Origin of the sequence: Kribbella sp. NPDC058693 (assembly GCF_042715335.1) — a bacterium.
GTDB classification, from domain to species: Bacteria; Actinomycetota; Actinomycetes; order Propionibacteriales; family Kribbellaceae; genus Kribbella; species Kribbella jiaozuonensis.
Genome location: NZ_JBHXSQ010000002.1, coordinates 1,233,812 through 1,251,617, shown reverse-complemented (window position 1 = coordinate 1,251,617; position 17,806 = coordinate 1,233,812). Strand labels below are relative to the sequence as shown.

Here is a 17,806-nt window from a genome sequence, read left to right as displayed (position 1 = left end):
GCCACCCGGGCAGTGTGTTCATGGGTCCCAGGGAGGGGTGCCATGAACCATTCACATCCTTGGCGGACCGCGTTGTCCCGGTTCAGTCCGTTCGCGAGTGGCTCGAGCACAGTCGATCCGGACGAGCAGGACAGCGGCCCGCTGGCGGCGCTCGGGCTGGCCACGAGCTGGCTCAACTCGCCACCGCTGACGGCGGCTGCACTGCACGGTCGCGTCGTACTGGTCGATTTCTGGACCTACACCTGTGTCAACTGGCTCCGGACGCTGCCGTACCGCGAGGCGTGGGCGGAGAAGTACGGGCGGTACGGCCTGGCGCTCGTCGGCGTCCACACACCCGAGTTCGACTTCGAGCACGAGCTCGGGAACGTGCAGCGCGCCGTCGACGACCTCGCGATCGACCATCCGGTTGCGATCGACAACGACTACGCCATCTGGACGTCGTTCGACAACCACTACTGGCCGGCCCTGTACTTCGTCGATGCGCTCGGCAGCGTCCGGCACCACCATTTCGGTGAGGGTGAGTACGAGCAGTCGGAGGCGATGATCCAGGCGCTGCTGACCGAGGCCGGGGCGACCGGCTTCGACCGGGAGCCCGTGCGGGTCGACGCGATCGGGGTCGAGGCGGCGGCCGGATGGGCCGACCTGTGGTCGCCCGAGAACTACCTCGGCTACGAGCGAACCGAGAACTTCGCCTCACCCAACGGCGCCGTGCTCGGAACCGGGCACGACTATGTGGCGCCCGCGGAGCTGGCCCTCAACCACTGGGCCCTGGCGGGGGACTGGAACATCGACCGGGGTGCAGTCCTGCTCAACCGCGCGAACGGGACGATCAGCTACCGCTTCCACGCGCGCGATGTGAACCTCGTGCTCGCCCCGGGCGGCGGCCTCGTCCCCTTCCAGGTACGGATCGACGGCCGGCCGCCGGCCGGAGACCACGGTGCCGATGTAGATGCTGACGGCAACGGTCTGCTCGACCGGCCGCGGCTCTACCAGCTCGTCCGACAGACCGGCCGGATCACCGACCGGACCTTCGAGATCGTCTTTCAGCAGGCCGGCGTACTGGCCTACGCCTTCACGTTCGGCTGACCGGAGCGAGAGGACCAACGACATGACAACCGTGCAGGACGCCGACCGATGAGCGGCTTCGACTACGACGTACTGATCGTCGGTTCGGGGTTCGGTGGCAGCGTCTCGGCGCTGCGGGCCGCGGAGAAGGGCTACCGGGTGGCGGTCATGGAGGCCGGCAAGCGCTGGAACGACGCGGACATCCCGAAGAGCCAGTGGCATCTGCCGGGGTTCCTCTGGTTCCCGGCGGCGGAGCTTTATGGCATTCAGAGGGTCGAGTATCTGGACGACGTCCTGGTCCTGTGTGGCGCGGGTGTGGGTGGCGGGTCGCAGGTGTATGCGAACACGCTGTACGTGCCGCCGAAGCAGTTCTTCGAGGCGCGGGAGTGGGCGAGCATCACCGACTGGGCGGACGAGTTGGCGCCGTACTACGACCAGGCGACGCGGATGCTCGGCGCGGTGCGGTATCCGTATCTGCCGACCGATGTTGACCGGGTGATGCTGCAGGTGGCGACCGAGATGGGTCGGGGTGAGACGTTCAACAAGGCGCCGGTCGGCGTGTACTTCGGGAGTCCTGGCGTCGAGGCCGACGATCCGTATTTCGGTGGCGTCGGCCCCCGGCGTACCGGGTGTATCTCCTGCGGGAAGTGCAACATCGGGTGTGGTCACAATGCGAAGAACAAGCTGACGACCAACTACTTGTATCTGGCCGAGAAGGCCGGTGTGCATGTGTATGACTTGCATGAGGTGTACGACCTGCGGCCGCTCGACGGCGGCGGGTTCGAAGTACGCACGCGGCATCCTGGGTGGGCCCAGCGGGCGGCTCGGGTTCCGCATCGGACCTATACCGCCGAGCAGGTGATTGTTTCGGCGCATGCTTATGGGTCGGCGAAGTTGTTGCTGCACATGCAGCACGAGGGCCGGTTGCGGGGTGTGTCGACCGAGCTCGGCCGGCGGGCGCGGACGAACTCCGAGCAGTTGCTGGCGATCACCCGGACTCACAAGGAGTGGGAGGAGGATCCGGACAAGATCTGGCTGACGCCGGGGTCGGTGTCGATCACGTCGGGGGTCTGGCCGGATCCCGAGACCAGCATCGAGCCGGTGTACTGGGGTGTCGGCAACGATCTGTTCGCGTTCCTGGTGACCTACCACCAGCACGGCGCGCAGAAGCATCCGACGGCGGCCTGGTTGCAGCAGTTGCTGAAGCATCCGGGAGCAGTACTGAGCTTCGACGACGCCCGGAACTGGGCCGAGCGGACCGTTATCATGCTCTGCTCGCAGACGACCGACACCTCGATCGAGCTGTACTGGGGCGACGGCGTCCTGCGCAGTCGTCATACCGGTACGCCGCCGTCCGTCCACATTCCAATCGTCGAACAGTTCGTCGACCGGATGGCGACGCGGATGAACGGGCACGAAGGCGCGTTGCCGTTCGAGGTCATCAACCGGACGGCGTCGGCGCACTTCACCGGCGGTATCCCGATCGCTGACAGCGCTGCCAGCGGCGCGGTCGACCCGTACCAGCGGGTCTTCGGTCAGCCGGGGTTGCACGTGATCGACGGCAGCGTGATGCCGGCCAACACTGGCGTGAACCCGTCGCTGTCGATCACCGCGCTCGCCGAACGCGCGCTGTCGCTGTGGCCGAACAAGGGCGACGCCGATCCCCGGCCGCCATTGGGATCCGGTTACGAGCGGGTGGCTCCGGTCATGCCGCATCGTCCGATGGTTCCGGCCGGCGCTCCGGGGGAGTTGCGGCTGGACGCGAAGAAGTCCGACGTCATCCCCGACTACCCCTACTAGGAAGGACGCTCCGATGACCGAGCTCTCGATCCTCGGCGTCGTGCGGATGGACACGATTGCCGACGGCATGGTCGTCCCGCACTATGTTGCCGACCGCAAGCTTCGCATCGCGCTCGCGCGGGTAGACGGCAAGCTCTACGCGTTCGACGACCTCTGCACCTGCAGTGACGAGCGGTGCCCGCTCTCCAGCGGTCTGCTCGTTGGTCGCACCATCATGTGCCAGTGCCACGGCTCGCGGTTCGCCCTCGGCACCGGCGCCGTACTGCAAGGGTCGGCGGCGCCGCTGCGTGTCTACGAGGTGCGCGAGGCCGACGGAACTCTCCAAGTTCGTCTTCCTGAAGGAGGCCAATGATGGTCACGCCGCTGGGTGCTGTTGTGCGCGGACTGATCGCAGGCACGGTCGGAACGGTGGCGATGGACACGCTGCTGTACGCCGAATACCGCCGCGGAGGCGGCAAGAGCGGCGTCCGTCGGTGGGAGTTCTCCGAAGACATCAAGACCTGGGACGACGCCCCGGCCCCGGCGCAGGTAGGCAGGCGGTTGTTCGAGGGCATGTTCCGTCACGAGCTCCCCAACAGCCGGGCCGCCCTGGTCAACAACCTCACCCACTGGGCGTTCGGGATCCTGAACGGCGCGGCGTACGGCGTGGTGGTCGGCTCGGTGCCGAAGGCCCGCATCTGGTACGGCGTCCCGTTCGCCGCGACCGTCTGGGGCTCGGGGTACGTCGTACTGCCGGCAGCGGGTCTGTACAGCCCGATCTGGGACTACAGCATCAAGGTCCTGGCGAAGGACCTCACGGCTCATCTCGTGTACGGGCTGACGACTGCGACGGCGTACAAGGTTTTGGGGAGTCGTGATGACTGAGCACCTGTCGAGCCACCATCGCGCCGTACTGCGGAAGATCTTCCAGCATCCGGTGAGCCACAACATCGAGTGGCACGACGTGCTGTCGCTGCTCGAGGCCATCGGAACGGTCGAGCGCCGTCACGACGACAAGGTCGAGGTCACGGTCGGGTCGGAGACCGGGTTCTTCGACATACCCGCGCACAAGGACACCGAACTCGAGGCGGTCGTCGGCATCCGTCGGCTGCTCGAGGCAGCCGGCTACTCCGAAGCCGGCGCGCCGGATTGATCAGGAGGTCGAGCTCATGTCACCGACATGGCAAGCAGTGCTGGAGGGGCTGGTTGTCCTCCTCGCCATCTTCCTCGGGGTCCGGACCGGCGGGATCGGTCTCGGGCTGTGGGGCGCGACCGGTACGGCGGTCCTGATCTTCGTGTTCGGCGCCGACCCCGGCTCGCCGCCGATCGACGCGTTCTTCATCATCATCGCGGTGATCACGGCCTCGGCGGTGATGCAGGCCGCCGGCGGGATCGACTGGTTGGTGTCGATCGCGTCGCGGATCATCCGCCGCAATCCGCGCAGGATCACGCTGGTCGCTCCGCTGGTGGCGTTCGCGTTCACGCTGGGCGCCGGTACGTCGAACATCTTCTTCGCGCTGATCCCGGTGATCTACGAGACGTCGTACCGCAACGGGGTCCGGCCGGAGCGGCCGTTGGCGGCCTCGACGGTCACCTCGGCGCTCGGGATCACCGCAAGTCCGGTGTCGGCGGCGATGGCGGCGTATCTGACTCTGCTTCCCGACGACTTCACGCTGGCGGACATCCTCACGATCACGATTCCGGCTTCGATCGTGGCGTGCGTCGTGACGTCCCTTGTGCAGAACCGGATCGGTAAGAACCTGGACGACGACCAGGAGTACCAGGCCCGGCTCCGGGCCGGCCAGGTCCCGTCCCCGGCCGAGGTGGGCGCCGACCAGCATGCGGCGCTCCCGAAGACGGCGGCCCGCAGCGCCTATGTCTTCCTGGCGGCGGTCGTGGTGATCGTGGTCCTGGGCCTGTTCGATGAACTCCGGCCGACCGTGACCGTGGACAAGGTGTCCGGACCGCTCAGCATGACCATCGTGATCGAGGTGGTGATGTTCACGGCCGCACTCGTGAACCTGCTGTGGAACCGGGTGCCGCCGGGCGACGTGGTCAAGGAACCGCTGATGGAGTCCGGCCTGGTCGCGGCGATCGCGCTGTTCGGTATCGCGTGGATGGCGGATACGTACCTGGTGAACAACCAGGAGACCGTGGTCAACCCGCTCGCCGACATCGTCAAGGACCACTCGTGGTTCCTTGCGGTGGCGATCTTCCTGGTGGCGGGCCTGACGACCAGTCAGTCGGCCACAACCCGGACGATCATCCCGATCGCGCTGGCTTCGTTGTCGCCGGCAACGATCACGGCGATGTGGCCTTCGCTGGTCGGCGTCTGGCTGTTCCCCGCGAACGGATCCCAGATCGCCGCGGTGAACATCGACAAGACCGGTACGACGCGATTGTCGAAGGTACCGATCTGGCACTCGTTCACGATCCCGATGCTGGTGTCCTGGGTCTCGGTCGTGCTCGTCGGACTATTGATCGCAAGCCTTGCGTTCTAAGGAGAAACAGCTATGAACCGCGACGATGTGCGGAGCAAGGTCGCCGGGATGATGCCGGAACTGCTCGCCGACCTGGAGGGATTCACCAAGCTGGCGTCGATCGCGTTCCCCGGCTACCCGCCGGAACCGGTCCATGAGATGGCGGCGAAGACGGTCGAGGTCATGCGTGCGGCGGGCTTCCGCAATGCGGCGCTGCAGGAGGTGCCTGACGGGTATCCGCCGGTGTACGCGACGGTCGACGGTCCGGAGGGTTCGCCGACGGTGATGCTGTACGCGCATTACGACGTACAGCCTGCACCTCCCGAACAGAAGTGGTCGTCGGATCCGTGGACACCGACGCGGAAGGACGACGGTCGGCTGTACGGACGAGGGATCTCGGACGACAAGAGTGGGTTGGTGATCCACGCCGGCACGCTGAAGGCTTTTGACGGTACGCCGCCTTGTCACGTGAAGCTGATCGTGGAGGGAATGGAGGAGACGAACTCGAATCTGGAGGCGTTCGTCGCGGCGCACCCGGATCTGTTCCAGTGTGACGTCTTCGTTGTTGCCGACATGGGGAATCTGAAGGTGGGGGAGCCGACGCTGACGACGACGCTTCGTGGCGACGTGGCCTGCGTGGTGACGGTGCAGACGCTCGAGCATTCCCTTCATTCGGGGGTGTTCGGTGGGCCGGTGCCGGACGCAATGATGGCGCTGGCCCAGCTGTTGGCGACGTTGCATGATGCCGACGGCAACGTTGCGGTCGAGGGTGTGTCCGGGTTCGACTGGGACGGGCTCGACTTCTCGGAGGCGGATCTCCGGGCGGGGGCCGACCTCGTGGACGGCGTGGGCATGATCGGGACCGGCACGATCGGGTCCCGCTTGTGGTCGAGGCCGTCGATCAATGTGATCGGGCTCGACATGACATCGGTCGATGGCTCGTCCAACGTGCTGATTCCCGAAGTACGGGCGAAGTTGTCGATGCGGATCGTCCCCGGCTCGTCCCCTAAGTCGGAGCTCGACGCGCTGGTGCGGCACCTGGAGTCGCATGCGCCGTGGGGTGCCAAGGTCACGGTGGAACGCACCAAGGAGGCAGCGCCGTTCCGCGCCGCGACCGACGGACCCGGGTACGCCGCCGCCCGTCAAGCGCTGGCGGATGCCTACGGTTCGCCGGCGGGGGAGGCGGGATCCGGCGGCTCGATCCCGCTGCTCCAGACCCTCCAACAGGCCGCTCCGAACGCGGAGTTCATCCTCTGGGGCGCAGAAGACACAGCCCAGGCCCGCATCCACGCCTCCGACGAGAGCGTCGACCCGTCCGAGATCGAAGCGATGACACTCGCCCAGGTCTTCCTTCTCCAGGATTTGGCGGAAATGAAGCAAGGAGGTCAATCATGAACACAACGAAAGAGAGTCTGATCGGGGCAGTCTCCAAGACGCTCGTCTGGCGCGGGCTGCTGGCGATCGCGATCGGCGTCGTCTCGGTCGTCTGGCCGAACATCACCGTCGGCGCATTCGTGATCCTGTTCGCCGTGTACGCCTTCATCGCGGCGGGGATGGACGCCGTACGGGCGTTCACCAGCGGCCGGGCCGGGGCCGTCATCGGGAATCTTCTGCTCTCGCTGCTGTCCCTGGCGGCGGGCGTCGTCGCGCTGGTCTGGCCAGGGCCTACGGCAACGGTCCTGACGCTGATCGTCGGCTGGTGGGCGTTGTTCACCGGTCTGGTGGAGATCGCGATGGTGTTCACCAGCGGGCGCCGGGCCGGGGAGCGCGCGTGGCTGATCCTGAGCGGCCTGATCTCGATCGCGTTCGCGGTCGCGTTGTTCATCCGGCCTGATCTCGGTGCGCTGTCGCTGGCGACCGTCTTCGGCCTGTACAGCATCTTCTTCGGCATCAGCTCGCTCGTCGTGGCCCGCGAGGGGCACGAACTGCGGCACTCGACCGGGCGCCCCGCCGAAGCCGTTTCCTGAACATTTGAGAGAGGACCAGAATCATGAACTACACCGAGAAACTGGAAGAACTGGAGCAGCGCGTCGACGGTGCCGTCAAGGAGGTCCGGCAGGCCGCGACCGAGGACCACGAGCAGCTCGAGGCGCGTATCGACAAGCACCAGCAGAACGTGCAGTCGGCCGTCGACAAAGGACAGCAGCGGATGGGCCAGGCCGCCGACCAGCTCGACAGCAAGTGGACGCAGGTCAAGACCGATGCGTCCGCCAAGGTCGCCGACCTGAAGGCCAAAATGGCCCAACGCCGCCGCGAACACGACGCCGAAGCAGCCACCACCGACGCCGACTGGGCCGAATCCGACGCCGCAGCCGCCATCGACCTGGCCTCCTGGGCCACCGACAACGCCCGCCTGGCAATCCTCGACGCCCTGGACGCCCGAGCCTACGCCAACGACCTAACCGCCCGAGCCCACCAGTCCAACTAACAATCCCCGCACGCCCCCACTCGCTAGGCTGCCTGCCGTGACTGCGGGGTTCGACGGGTGGCCTACGGGTGCGTTCGAGGTGTTGTTGCGGCTGGAAGGGGAGCCTTCGGTTGACGTACGGCGGGGGTGCCGGCGGGAGCGGGAGGAGCTGGTTCGGCGGCCGATGGTTGGGTTGTTGAACGCCGTGGCGGATGCTGATTCGGCGTACGAGGACTTTGCGGTCTGGGGGTACGGCGACGTACTGCTGGATGCGTGGCAGCGGCAGCGAGCGATTGTGCGGCTGGGGCGGAGTGTCGAGTTGGGGGTTCGGCTCGATCTTGACGGGCTCGAGGTGGGGCTGGCTTGGTGGTACGCGCCGTCGGAGCAGATCGAGCGGTACCGGGGTGCGGTGGCGGATGACGGGTCGGGGCGGCGGGTGGTTGCCATCATCCGGCAGCTTGAGCGGGAGGGGTTTGTGGTTTCGGGGGAGCTGTTGAAGCGGCCGCTGCGGGGTTATCCGGTTGATCATCCGCGGGCGGAGTTGTTGCGGCGCAAGTCGGTTGTCGCGAGTCGGGGGCTCGGGTGTGAGGAGTGGATTCATACCTCGGCGGCTGCGGATCGGGTGCTCGCGGCCTTTCATCAGCTGCGTCCGATGGCGCGGTGGTTGGTGAAGAACGTCTTGTAGAGGCCGTCGTCTGGGACGACGGCCTCTGCGGTCGGACGGGTGTTGCGGCGGCTCAAGAGACCGCGTGGGCGAAGCGTTGGATGTTCTTCTCGACGCTGCGGCCTTCGCTGCGTACGACGAGTGCCGTGATGCCGTAGAAGATGCTGTAGAGGCCGAAGACGATGGCCAGCGAGACGGCGCCGAGGTCGGGGCGGATGAACAGCGCGACCGCGAAGACGACCGAGACCAGACCGCCCAGGATGAACCAGGCGCGTTGGCCGGCGCGCTGACCGCTCCTGAACGCCATCGCGATTTCGACCAGGCCGGTGAACAGCGCCCACCACCCGATGATCAGCGTCAGTACGAGGGCCGTCGGGCCTGGGTAGATCAGCGCGACCACACCGGCTGCCAGTGAGATCACCGACAGCAGCAGGTGGCCGACGACCGACCAGCCACCGTCACTGCTGAATGCGCGGGCTGCGTCAGCCACGGCGGCGACGAAGGCGTAGACGGCGAAGAGGATGACGAAGGCGCCGACCGTGATGTTCGGCCAGATGACGGCAACCGCTCCAACAGCAATCGCCAGCAAACCACGCCACAACAGACCGTTGGAGATCCTGGTCGTCACCTTCGAGTCGGTGCTTGTGGTGGTACTCATGATGCACTCCTTACTCTCGATTCTGGATGCGGTATCACTCGATCCCGCTACCTCGAGACTGGCAGCCCCCATCCCCCCATCGAGCCAGTGAAAATCCCTGGCCCCGTGCCTAGCGACGCCGCCGCAGACCCTGGGGGTAGGGTGCTCGGATGCCTGTTGTTCGTGCTCGTCGGCCCCGGCCGGCTGATATGGCGGTGCCCGTTGGGGCTCGGTCTGTGTTCACCGATGGGGCTTGTTCCGGGAACCCGGGGCCGGGCGGGTGGGCCTGGGCGTTGTCGACGACGGAGTACGCCGCTGGGCACGAGGCTGTCTCGACGAATCAGCGGATGGAGATTCGGGCGGCGCTCGAGGCCGTGCGGACGAATGACGGGCCGCTGCTGGTGGTGTCCGACTCGACGTACGTCGTGAACTGTTTCCGGGACCGGTGGTACGTGGGCTGGCTCGAGCGCGGGTGGCTCACCTCGGCGAAGAAGCCGGTCGCCAACCAGGATCTCTGGGAACCGCTGGTCGCCTTGGTGATGGAGCGCGGGGATGTCGCCTTCCGTTGGGTGAAAGGGCATTCCGGCCACGAGATGAACGACTTCGTGGACCGGTTGGCCGTCGCTGCCAGTCAGACCGCCGGGTAGACCTCGGCTTCGTAGAGGGAATACCCGTACTGCGTCGCTCGATGGACGCCCTGGAGACGGACATAGCGCGCGGTCGTGTCCAGCCAGAGTGTGTCGGTGCCGCCGTCGCCATCGGTCACCGTCGTGGCTGTGGTCCACGTGGTGGCGTCGTCGGAGACCTGGATCTCGTAGCCGGAGCCGTACGCCGCTTCCCAGCGCAGCACCAGCTTGCCGAGACGAGTGGGGGAGCCGAGGTCGAGCTGGAGCCAGGACGCGTCGTCGTACGCCGAGGCCCAGCGCGTGGCGGGATCGCCGTCCGCGGCCAGGTCCGCGGTGAAGCTCGTCCCAGACTCGATGCTTGAGGCAACAACCGGGCGGTGGAGGGCGACGTTGATCGACGAGGTAGGCGGTCGGACCGCGACGTGCAGGACGGTCGCGGCGGTGTCGAAGGACACGGGGATGTCGACGTCGGCCAACGGTGCACTAGCCGGTGGCGTCAGGCGGACGCTGACGGTCTGCGCGAGCCCACGCTTGAGCCTGATCGGCATGGCCGGCGCGCTCCAACCCGGCGGCACCGCGAGGCGCAGCGTGCCGGCGACATCGCGGCCGGCTTCGAGGGTGACGGCGAGGCTCGTGGAGACGCCGCGTACCACATCGACGCGATCAGCGCTGGTGCTCAGGGCAACCATTGGAGTGTCGGTCCAACGCGGCACGATCTCCGCGACGGCCGGACTGCCACCCGTCCACACCAACCGCACAGCATCCACCACGAGATCACCGACGCGAACTTCGGCATACGAGGACGACACGGACCCGACCCGCTTCCACATCCCGCCGACACTGACCTCGATGTCGGCTGAGCCCACCGACGACTGCAGGACCGTCAGCCGGGACAGCGAGCGCGGCGCCGAGAACGTGGCGACCAACGCATCACCGGCAGTCGGCGCGGTCGCAGGCACATAAGCCGTGTCCACCGAGCCGTCCACCGCCCGCTGGTACGACGACCCCGCCGCAGGTACCGGCGTACCACTCGCAGTCAGCGTCGTCACATTCCCACCGACCGTCTGGACCGAGAACTCCCGCACGACCAGCCAGAAGTCGCTCGCCGTCAACGACCGGTACCGGACGTAGCGCGCAACGGTCCCAGCCGGAGCGGTGAGCCGTACTTCGGCCGTAGTCGCGCGAGTGAGCTCGGTCCACTGCGTCCCGTCGACGGAGTACTCCAACGCACCCGAGTGGATGTAGTCGTCGGGGCTACCCGCCTTGCCCATCAGCAAGGCGATATCCCCGACCTGCACCGACGACCCGAGATCGACCCGCACCTCCGAACCCGGCCCCGGCGCACCGTTGCTCCAGAAGAACGTGCTCTCATCACCGTCGACCATCCGACCCGGCACGTTGTCCTGATACGTGCCCAGATTGGTCGTCGCCGTCTTACCAGGTGTCACACCCAACCAGCGGTCGTGCACCCGCCCGACCTCCGCGATGAACTCGTCGACAACCCGCTCACCGATCCGCGGATAGGTCCCGTCATGCGGCGCCCGGCTGTCCCGGATGGCCTTCGCCTCCGTGACGAGCGCACTCATCTGCTGCCGCGCGGTCCAGGCAGCCGCACCGTTCCCCGCCTCGAGCGCGGACAGCAGATCGAGTCCGCGGCTCATCGCCAGGCCCCAGAGTTCCGTTGCCTTGAGCCACGATTCCGCCTCAGCAGTGAAGGCCGGATCGGCCACCCCCGCCCGGATCGTCCCCGGCGCCGCGACGACCGCCGACACACGCGGCCTCAGCGAAGCAAGAGCCTGCGTACGCTCCCCACCACGCCACCGCTGCCAGAACGAGTCGACAGCCGCCCCGAAGACCGGCGCACTCTCCGGATGCAGGGTCCCGTCATACGTGTTGAGGTCGGCGAACACCCGCAACGCGTCCGCCGTACGTCGATCGCCGCCTGTCCGCTCCGCGATCGCCCGCAGCCAGACCGGCGTCGCGTCGTACCGCGCGGGGTTCCACCCGAACTCGGCGAACGAGTACAGCGTGAGCTTGCTCACCGCCGCCTGGTTCATCGGGTTCGAGATGACGCCTACGACGCTGGCGGCGATCCCCGGCTCGCGACCCGTGTACGGCGCCAGCAGCAGCCGCCCGGCCGCGTAGTCGTTGACCGGGTAGTTGTCCCAGATCAGGATGTCGTGGCCGAACACAGCCTTCGCCTGAGCCGCCTGCGCCGCGGTGATCGTCTGCGGCACCACCCCGACCCCGGTCCAGTGCACGACCACGGCTGGGTCGAGCTGCTCCCGCAGTACCTTCTTGTACGGCGTTTCGCTGACGTTGTAGTACTCCGTCGGCACCATCTGCAGCGGCGCGACGTCGGGCTTGGACTCGACCCACTCGCGCTGCACCCGGTTGAGCAGGTCGCTCTGCGCCCGGCCGGCCGCCTCGCCGCCGGTGCCGTACTTCGCGCGGTCCGCGTCGCAGTGCCAGGTGTTGTAGTCGATGTCGTCGAGCGCCACGTTGAACGAGCGCGCGCCGAGGTCGTACAAAGCCTCGAACTTCGCGATCAATGCCTGGAAGTCGGTCTCGGAGGTGTAGCAGATCGACAGACCGGGCGAGAGCGCGAAGGTGAAGTCGACCTTGTTCTGCCGCGCACGGGTCACCAGCTCACCGAGTTGCGCGAGCTTGTCCGCCGGATACGGATCACGCCATTGCTCGCGGTGGTACGGGTCGTCCTTCGGTGCGTACTCGTAGGTGTTCATCCGGTGTGCGCCGAGGTAGTCGAGGTGGTCCAGCCGCTCGGTCTGCGACCACGGCGTGCCGTAGAAGCCTTCGATCGAACCGCGGTACCGCATGGTCGGCCAGTCCCGGATCGCCACCCCGGGCATCGACTTCCGCTGCAGCAGCTGCGCGAGCGACTGCGCGGCGTAGAACGTGCCGTCGGCGTCGACCCCGTCGAGCACGATCTGACCGTGGTGCTTCCGATCGCGTCCAGCGGCCAGGACGTACCCCTCGGCGGGCAGCCCGGTGCTGTCCTGCACCTTGAGCGCCGACAGCACCGACGACGAACGGCCGAGCCAGATCGTCGTCGGTGTGCCGGGATCGCTGCCGTCCGTGGTGCGGACCGTCTTCACCCCCGCGCTGGCCAGCGCCTGCCGTACGACGCGTTCCGCGTCCGCGTCAGATCGCGACGTACGAACCAACCCGACCACCGGCGTGATCGGGAACCCGTCGCCACGTGGGACAAGCTGCTGCGGCGTGGGACTGACGCTCGGGGGAGCGGGCGATGCAGCGGTTGCGCTAGGCGCGGCCGCTACGAGCGGAGAGGTGAGGGCAAGCACGGCGGACAGGAGAAGGCGCATCGAGTCTCCTCAGGCGGGGCGGTTCCAGCTAGTTAGCCATTGCGCAGAACTGCTCGTCAAGGCGTGGAGCCGGGCATTTCCAGGCAGAACCGTCAGATGAACGCCGGGGGAGCGCCGTACAGGGAGCGGTGGGTGGCTTCGGGGTCGTTGAAGAAGTTGGGGAGTTGGGTCTCGGCGTTGTAGTAGCGGTGGAAGACCGGCGTGAGGGAGCCGGACATCGGCGGGACGATCCAGGTCCAGTCGGCCGGGCAGCGGCGGCCGGCTTTCTCTTCCCGTTCCAGGTGGATGAGGAACCTGCGCGATTCGGTGTGGTGGTCGGTGATCGTGACGCCGCTCTGGTTGTACGAGTGCAGTACGGCGCGGTTGATCTCCACCAACGCACGGTCCCGCCAGAGACTCGTCTCGTCGGTCGTGTCCAGGCCCATCCGTTCCGCGACCTCGGGGACCAACGCGTAGCGGTCGTTGTCGCCGAAGTTGCGGGCGCCGATCTCGGTGCCCATGTACCAGCCGTTGAAGGGCGCGGCGGGGTACGAGACGCCGCCGATGTCAAGGCGGTTGTTACTGATCACGGGTACGGCGTGCCAGCGCATCCCGAGGTCGGCGAACCATGCCAGCTCGGGGTGAGCCATGGGGACTTCATGTACGGCGTCGACCGGCAACTCGAACATCCGCGGTCCCTCGTCGACGGTCTCGACGACGAGCGGGAGTACGTCGAAGGCGCCGGTGCGATCGGGCTGCCGCCAGCCGCGCCGGATGAGTTCGCTGGTGAAGGCTCGGTAGCGAGGATCGCCGAGTACGCGTCCGTCCGGCTGCTCGTACCCGGCGTACCTGATGAGTTGTTCGTTCCAGATCCTGGGGGCCGGACGGGACGGCGCCTCGGGAGCGAACACGCTGATCATCGGGCGGATCTTGCCGCCGTTGTGGGCCGCGCGCAGATGGTCGAAGCAGTGCCCGGCGACGCCGCGGGCGTCGGAGACCGTCCGCAGGTCGCGGACCTGCAGGCTGCGCCAGTACAGCCGGCCGATGCAGCGGGCGTTGTTGCGCCAGGCGACCCGGGCGCCGAAGGCCAGCTCCTCGGGGGTGTGCCAGTAGGTCCCGGTGAGGTCGATCTCGCGCATGACCGCGGCGAGCCGCGGCCCCATCCAGCCGGTCTTGGGGTGCTCGGCGTGGAAGAGCTCGAGGAAGTCCCGGGCTGCGGCCCGGACCAGTTCGGTGTCAGTGACCTCCAGATTTCGCCCGGTATCGGGCCGGCCGATCGCGTGCGCGGCCCTCGCCCGGATCCGCCCGGGACCCGGTGATGCCCGCCGGCCGGTACGCGGAGCTTTCCCCCACGATCTCTCGGCGCTCATGGCGTGCCTGGACGGCGGGTCTGCCAGTCGCCCGAGTTGTCGAAGAAAGGATCGTGCTGGACCACCGGCTCGCCGGGGACAGACTTGTTCCCCAGTTGGTCGACCTCGGTCGCGAACGAGTCCACGATCGACTGCATGTGCGCCTGGGCGGTCTTGGCGTACGAACGGACCTGCTCGCCGGCCGTGTCCATGGCCTCCGCGACGATCCGGCGTTCGTGTGCGCGCGCCTGCCCGATCCTCTCCCGGGCGTCCCTGCTGACGTCCTGGACCATCTCCTCGACCACGAGCTGGGCCTGGCTGAACATCTGGACGACCTGCTCGTTCACGCGGTCGCCGGCCTGCTCGTACTGGTCCAGCTCGGCCTGGACGCGCTGCAGCTCGGCCTGCCCGCGCTGGAGCTCGATCTGGAGACGTTCGTTCTTGGCGCGGGTCTCGCCGAGTTCGCGTTCGGTTTTCTGGACCTGGTCAGCCAGCTGAGCGAGGTATCCGTAGACCATGTCGGCGTCGAGACCCCGCATCCGGCGCCGGAACCTCTCCTCCCGGATCAAGCGGGGTGTCTGATAACGCGGCGAGCCTTGGCGGTGGCTGTTGTGCGTCACGTGCTGTCTCCTGACCTGTCGGCGCTGGTGCCGCGGTGTGCTCGCCCGCGGCCGCGTAATAGAAGTGCTCGTACTTGATGTCCTCGGGCCGCATGCCCGCGCCGGCCAACTGCTCCAGCGTGTGCGCGACCATCTGCGGGCCGCCGCACACCATCGCCGTCCGTCCGTACAGGATCTGGCGGGCCGCGACCGTGCCGACCTTTCCGCGGGTGCCCGGATAGGACGCGTCGTCCGACACGACCTCCGTGTAGTCGAACCAGGCCCGGTCCTGGGCCAGCGCCCGCAGCCGCGGGCGGTCGTACAGGTGCCAGGGCAGGCGTACGCCGTGCAGCAGATGCACCAGCGGTCCGTTGCCCGAGCGCTTCCACTCGTTGTCGACCTGCTCGAGTACGGCGAGGAGCGGCGCGAGACCGGTGCCGCCCGCGACCATCAGCAGCTCGCGCTCGTCACCGTCCCGCCGGGTCAGCCGCTCACCGATCGGCGCTCCGAGCTTCACCGTGTCGCCGGCCTTGAGCGACCGGACCACGGCGGGGCTCACCTGGCCGCCGTCGATCTGCTGCACGTGCAGATCGATCGAGCCGTCCGCGCGCGGCGCGTTGGCCGGGCTGAAGTACCGCCACTGCCGGGGCCGCTGCGGGATCTCCATCGACACCGACTGGCCGGGGCGGAACCGGAACCCCTGCCGCGGCTGGACCTTCAGCAGGGTGAGGTCCATGGTCCGCCGTTCGACCGAGAGCACGTCCGCGTCCCACCAGTCCGGAGTGGACTCCTCCGATGTCTCGGCAGCCTCGACCATGATCCGCGCGACCACCTGGTACGCCGCTGTCCAGTGCGCGGCCAGGTCCTCGTCCCACACGGGCCCGAGGAAATGCTTCAGCGTCGCGCAGAGCGAGGCGCCGACCGCGTTGTAGTGCTCCGCGACGACGGCGTACTTGCGATGGTCACGGCCGAGGTGCTGCAGGAAGTTCGCATCGTTCTCGAGCTGGTCGGCATGACTGACGATCCGGCCGAGTGCGCTGACGAACTTGTCCCGCTGGTTCGACATCGAGAGCGGGAACATCGACCGTACCTCGGGGTGAGATACGAAGATGTGCGAGTAGAAGTACAGGGCTACCTGATCCCCGTACGCCGACACCTGGTCCCAGCTGCGTTGTAGGGCGTATGCATCCATGGGGCTGGTCTTATCCGGCTCGGAACGGCAGCTCCACGGACGAAACAGACATGTCCTCCCGGTCGTCGGCATAACGCGCCGACGGGTACTGCGTTGACAAGAGTGTCCTCCTACTGTGCGTCCCCGAGCCTGTCCACTTCCGTGATCTTCCCGATCTACCCCCGGGTTCGCGGCTTGAAACGGCGTGTCGGACTGGATCGTCTCGAAAATCTGGACCTGAGGTAGAGGGTCAATCGCTTGATCTACAAGGCGATCCGCCGGTCCTGCAAGTTGCTTAGGGCAACTAACTGTGGAAGACCGGCTCAGTTAATCGATTGACGGTCCCGGGCGCGCCCTGATCTGCTGGGAGTTCGTGCGCCGGACCGGCCGGTGCGGACCGGAAGGAGGAGAGCCGATGTCTGTTCTGTCCTGCAGCTTTGCTCTGAAAGGTTCAATGGTTTGGCTTTCGCACGTTCGTTCAGTTGTGAACACTGCGGCGTAGAGGTCTCCCTCGACGCCCCTGGCACCACCCATCGAAATCACTGCCCGAGTTGCCTGTGGTCGCGTCATCTCGACCGCAACGTGCCGGGCGACCGCAAGGCGGACTGCTCCGGCGGCATGGAGCCGATCGCGGTCACGGTCCGCGGCGAGGGCCGCTGGGTCCTCATCCACAGATGCACCAACTGCGGCCGCCTCCGCCTCAACAAGACCGCCGGTGACGACAACGTCCTGCTCCTGATGCGGCTGGCGGCCCTGCCGCTGACCATGCCGTTCATCCCGTTCGCGGCCGAGCCCGAAACCGAGCCCAACGGCAACGGCACCACCCGCAAGCCGAGGGCCCGGAAGGCGAAGGCGTAACCTCGGGCCGGGTCGTCGCGCAGGAAGGCGGCCCGGAGGGGATGAGAGTGCGGATCGGGTCACATGTCGCCGTCGCCGGCGGGCTGGTCAAGGTCGGGCTGGCAGAGGCGACGGAGGTCGGCGCCGAGATCATCCAACTGTTCGCGGGGAATCCGCGCAGTTGGGTGCCGGCGGCCGTCGATCCGGCGGCGGACGAGGCATTTCGTACGGCGTGCGCCGAGCGGGACCTGCCCGTCGTCGTCCACGCGCCGCACCTGATCAACCTCTGCTCGCCCTCGGACGCGGTGCTGACCCGCTCGACGGCCGCGCTCGAGCTCACCATGCAGCGTGCCACGTCGCTCGGCGCGACCACGGTCGTCGTCCACGCGGGGTCGTTGGTCGCGAAGGGTCGGCGCGCCGAAGTACTCCGCGGCCTGCACGATCTCGTCGTACCGATCGCCCACCGCTGGCCCGACGTACGACTGCTGATCGAGCCGACGGCCGGAGCCGGGGAGGCCGCGGCGTCGACCATCGAGAGCAGCATCGAGTACCTGGACGCTCTCAACGACCCGGAGATCGGCCTGTGCCTGGACACGTGTCACCTGCATGCGGCCGGCGAGGACCTGAGCGCCATCGTGCAGGTAGCTGACCGTGTTGGGCTGGTTCACGTGAACGACAGCCGCGATCCCGCCGGCTCACATCGTGATCGCCACGAGTCACTCGGGCGCGGCATGATCGGGCTGGCCGCGCTGGAAGACGTGCTCGCGTCTCTTCACGGCATTCCGATGCTGGTGGAGACGCCGACGCATGCCCGAGACGTCGGGTTGTTGAAGGGCTTGCGGGATCGGCTTGGTGTTGTCGTACCGTGA

Annotated in this window: 18 protein-coding genes; 13 read left to right on the top strand and 5 right to left on the bottom strand. The window is 67.3% G+C overall.

What is annotated here, in order from left to right; translation table 11 throughout:
- Positions 1–42: 42 nt before the first annotated feature.
- The 10 genes from ACFWUU_RS15605 to ACFWUU_RS15560 are packed head-to-tail and all read left to right on the top strand — an operon-like array spanning position 43 to position 8,416.
- The gene (locus tag ACFWUU_RS15605) at positions 43–1,086 is read left to right on the top strand and encodes a hypothetical protein (RefSeq protein ID WP_380176174.1); all 1,044 of its coding nucleotides are present in this window, start codon (positions 43–45) and stop codon (positions 1,084–1,086) included.
- 48 nt (positions 1,087–1,134) lie between these two features.
- On the top strand, positions 1,135–2,865 hold the full coding sequence (locus ACFWUU_RS15600; RefSeq protein ID WP_380176172.1) for a GMC oxidoreductase: 1,731 nt from the start codon (positions 1,135–1,137) through the stop codon (positions 2,863–2,865).
- A gap of 13 nt (positions 2,866–2,878) precedes the next feature.
- Positions 2,879–3,217: a Rieske (2Fe-2S) protein gene (locus ACFWUU_RS15595; protein ID WP_380176170.1), complete on the top strand. Its 339-nt coding sequence runs from the start codon at positions 2,879–2,881 to the stop codon at positions 3,215–3,217.
- The gene (locus tag ACFWUU_RS15590) at positions 3,217–3,729 is read left to right on the top strand and encodes a DUF1440 domain-containing protein (RefSeq protein ID WP_380176168.1); all 513 of its coding nucleotides are present in this window, start codon (positions 3,217–3,219) and stop codon (positions 3,727–3,729) included. The genes ACFWUU_RS15595 and ACFWUU_RS15590 overlap by 1 nt, the downstream gene beginning before the upstream one ends.
- A complete protein-coding gene (locus ACFWUU_RS15585; RefSeq protein ID WP_380176166.1) occupies positions 3,722–3,997 on the top strand; it encodes a hypothetical protein in 276 nt (91 codons plus the stop codon). Before ACFWUU_RS15590 ends, ACFWUU_RS15585 begins: the two co-directional genes overlap by 8 nt.
- Before the next feature lie 16 nt (positions 3,998–4,013).
- On the top strand, positions 4,014–5,345 hold the full coding sequence (locus tag ACFWUU_RS15580) for an anaerobic C4-dicarboxylate transporter family protein (protein WP_380176164.1): 1,332 nt from the start codon (positions 4,014–4,016) through the stop codon (positions 5,343–5,345).
- A 12-nt stretch (positions 5,346–5,357) separates the two neighbouring features.
- A complete protein-coding gene (locus ACFWUU_RS15575) occupies positions 5,358–6,719 on the top strand; it encodes a M20/M25/M40 family metallo-hydrolase (protein WP_380176162.1) in 1,362 nt (453 codons plus the stop codon).
- Complete coding sequence (locus ACFWUU_RS15570) at positions 6,716–7,291, top strand: HdeD family acid-resistance protein (protein WP_380176160.1); 576 nt, start codon at positions 6,716–6,718, stop codon at positions 7,289–7,291. The genes ACFWUU_RS15575 and ACFWUU_RS15570 overlap by 4 nt, the downstream gene beginning before the upstream one ends.
- Before the next feature lie 23 nt (positions 7,292–7,314).
- Entirely contained in the window at positions 7,315–7,752 is a 438-nt protein-coding gene (locus ACFWUU_RS15565; protein WP_137255127.1) for a hypothetical protein, read from the top strand.
- 37 nt (positions 7,753–7,789) lie between these two features.
- Positions 7,790–8,416, top strand: a complete 627-nt coding sequence (locus ACFWUU_RS15560; RefSeq protein WP_380176158.1) for a DUF2461 family protein — start codon at positions 7,790–7,792, stop codon at positions 8,414–8,416.
- Between the two features lie 52 nt (positions 8,417–8,468).
- Here the strand turns inward: ACFWUU_RS15560 and ACFWUU_RS15555 are convergent, their stop codons facing one another.
- On the bottom strand, positions 8,469–9,053 hold the full coding sequence (locus ACFWUU_RS15555) for an HdeD family acid-resistance protein (protein ID WP_137255129.1): 585 nt from the start codon (positions 9,051–9,053) through the stop codon (positions 8,469–8,471).
- 149 nt (positions 9,054–9,202) lie between these two features.
- On the opposite strand from ACFWUU_RS15555, the gene ACFWUU_RS15550 reads away from it, so the two are divergent.
- Positions 9,203–9,679: a ribonuclease H gene (locus ACFWUU_RS15550; RefSeq protein WP_380176156.1), complete on the top strand. Its 477-nt coding sequence runs from the start codon at positions 9,203–9,205 to the stop codon at positions 9,677–9,679.
- On the opposite strand, the gene ACFWUU_RS15545 is transcribed toward ACFWUU_RS15550, so the two are convergent.
- The 4 genes from ACFWUU_RS15545 to ACFWUU_RS15530 form a co-directional block, all read right to left on the bottom strand.
- Positions 9,664–13,002 (bottom strand): beta-N-acetylglucosaminidase domain-containing protein, encoded by a 3,339-nt coding sequence (locus ACFWUU_RS15545; RefSeq protein ID WP_380176154.1) that lies wholly within the window; start codon positions 13,000–13,002, stop codon positions 9,664–9,666. The two genes, ACFWUU_RS15550 and ACFWUU_RS15545, sit on opposite strands and share 16 nt — an antisense overlap.
- A 92-nt stretch (positions 13,003–13,094) precedes the next feature.
- A complete protein-coding gene (locus ACFWUU_RS15540; RefSeq protein WP_380176152.1) occupies positions 13,095–14,351 on the bottom strand; it encodes a nitric oxide synthase oxygenase in 1,257 nt (418 codons plus the stop codon).
- Positions 14,348–14,869 (bottom strand): DivIVA domain-containing protein, encoded by a 522-nt coding sequence (locus tag ACFWUU_RS15535; protein ID WP_137255132.1) that lies wholly within the window; start codon positions 14,867–14,869, stop codon positions 14,348–14,350. The genes ACFWUU_RS15540 and ACFWUU_RS15535 overlap by 4 nt, the downstream gene beginning before the upstream one ends.
- Complete coding sequence (locus ACFWUU_RS15530) at positions 14,817–16,121, bottom strand: globin domain-containing protein (protein ID WP_380176149.1); 1,305 nt, start codon at positions 16,119–16,121, stop codon at positions 14,817–14,819. The genes ACFWUU_RS15535 and ACFWUU_RS15530 overlap by 53 nt, the downstream gene beginning before the upstream one ends.
- 438 nt (positions 16,122–16,559) lie before the next feature.
- Here ACFWUU_RS15530 and ACFWUU_RS15525 point away from each other — a divergent pair, with 438 nt between their 5' ends.
- Together ACFWUU_RS15525 and ACFWUU_RS15520 are read left to right on the top strand one after the other, a co-directional pair.
- Positions 16,560–16,958 carry an RNHCP domain-containing protein gene (locus tag ACFWUU_RS15525; protein ID WP_380176146.1) on the top strand — a complete coding sequence of 133 codons (399 nt, stop codon included), beginning with the start codon at positions 16,560–16,562 and terminating at the stop codon, positions 16,956–16,958.
- Positions 16,959–16,999: 41 nt separating this feature from the next.
- A complete protein-coding gene (locus ACFWUU_RS15520; protein WP_380176144.1) occupies positions 17,000–17,806 on the top strand; it encodes a deoxyribonuclease IV in 807 nt (268 codons plus the stop codon).

Coding starts and splice junctions, on each gene's coding strand:
- ACFWUU_RS15605 (WP_380176174.1), top strand. CDS start 43: ATGAACCATTCACATCCTTGGCGGACCGCGTTGTCCCGGTTCAGTCCG.
- ACFWUU_RS15600 (WP_380176172.1), top strand. CDS start 1,135: ATGAGCGGCTTCGACTACGACGTACTGATCGTCGGTTCGGGGTTCGGT.
- ACFWUU_RS15595 (WP_380176170.1), top strand. CDS start 2,879: ATGACCGAGCTCTCGATCCTCGGCGTCGTGCGGATGGACACGATTGCC.
- ACFWUU_RS15590 (WP_380176168.1), top strand. CDS start 3,217: ATGGTCACGCCGCTGGGTGCTGTTGTGCGCGGACTGATCGCAGGCACG.
- ACFWUU_RS15585 (WP_380176166.1), top strand. CDS start 3,722: ATGACTGAGCACCTGTCGAGCCACCATCGCGCCGTACTGCGGAAGATC.
- ACFWUU_RS15580 (WP_380176164.1), top strand. CDS start 4,014: ATGTCACCGACATGGCAAGCAGTGCTGGAGGGGCTGGTTGTCCTCCTC.
- ACFWUU_RS15575 (WP_380176162.1), top strand. CDS start 5,358: ATGAACCGCGACGATGTGCGGAGCAAGGTCGCCGGGATGATGCCGGAA.
- ACFWUU_RS15570 (WP_380176160.1), top strand. CDS start 6,716: ATGAACACAACGAAAGAGAGTCTGATCGGGGCAGTCTCCAAGACGCTC.
- ACFWUU_RS15565 (WP_137255127.1), top strand. CDS start 7,315: ATGAACTACACCGAGAAACTGGAAGAACTGGAGCAGCGCGTCGACGGT.
- ACFWUU_RS15555 (WP_137255129.1), bottom strand. CDS start 9,053: ATGAGTACCACCACAAGCACCGACTCGAAGGTGACGACCAGGATCTCC.
- ACFWUU_RS15550 (WP_380176156.1), top strand. CDS start 9,203: ATGCCTGTTGTTCGTGCTCGTCGGCCCCGGCCGGCTGATATGGCGGTG.
- ACFWUU_RS15545 (WP_380176154.1), bottom strand. CDS start 13,002: ATGCGCCTTCTCCTGTCCGCCGTGCTTGCCCTCACCTCTCCGCTCGTA.
- ACFWUU_RS15540 (WP_380176152.1), bottom strand. CDS start 14,351: ATGAGCGCCGAGAGATCGTGGGGGAAAGCTCCGCGTACCGGCCGGCGG.
- ACFWUU_RS15535 (WP_137255132.1), bottom strand. CDS start 14,869: ATGCGGGGTCTCGACGCCGACATGGTCTACGGATACCTCGCTCAGCTG.
- ACFWUU_RS15530 (WP_380176149.1), bottom strand. CDS start 16,121: ATGGATGCATACGCCCTACAACGCAGCTGGGACCAGGTGTCGGCGTAC.
- ACFWUU_RS15520 (WP_380176144.1), top strand. CDS start 17,000: ATGAGAGTGCGGATCGGGTCACATGTCGCCGTCGCCGGCGGGCTGGTC.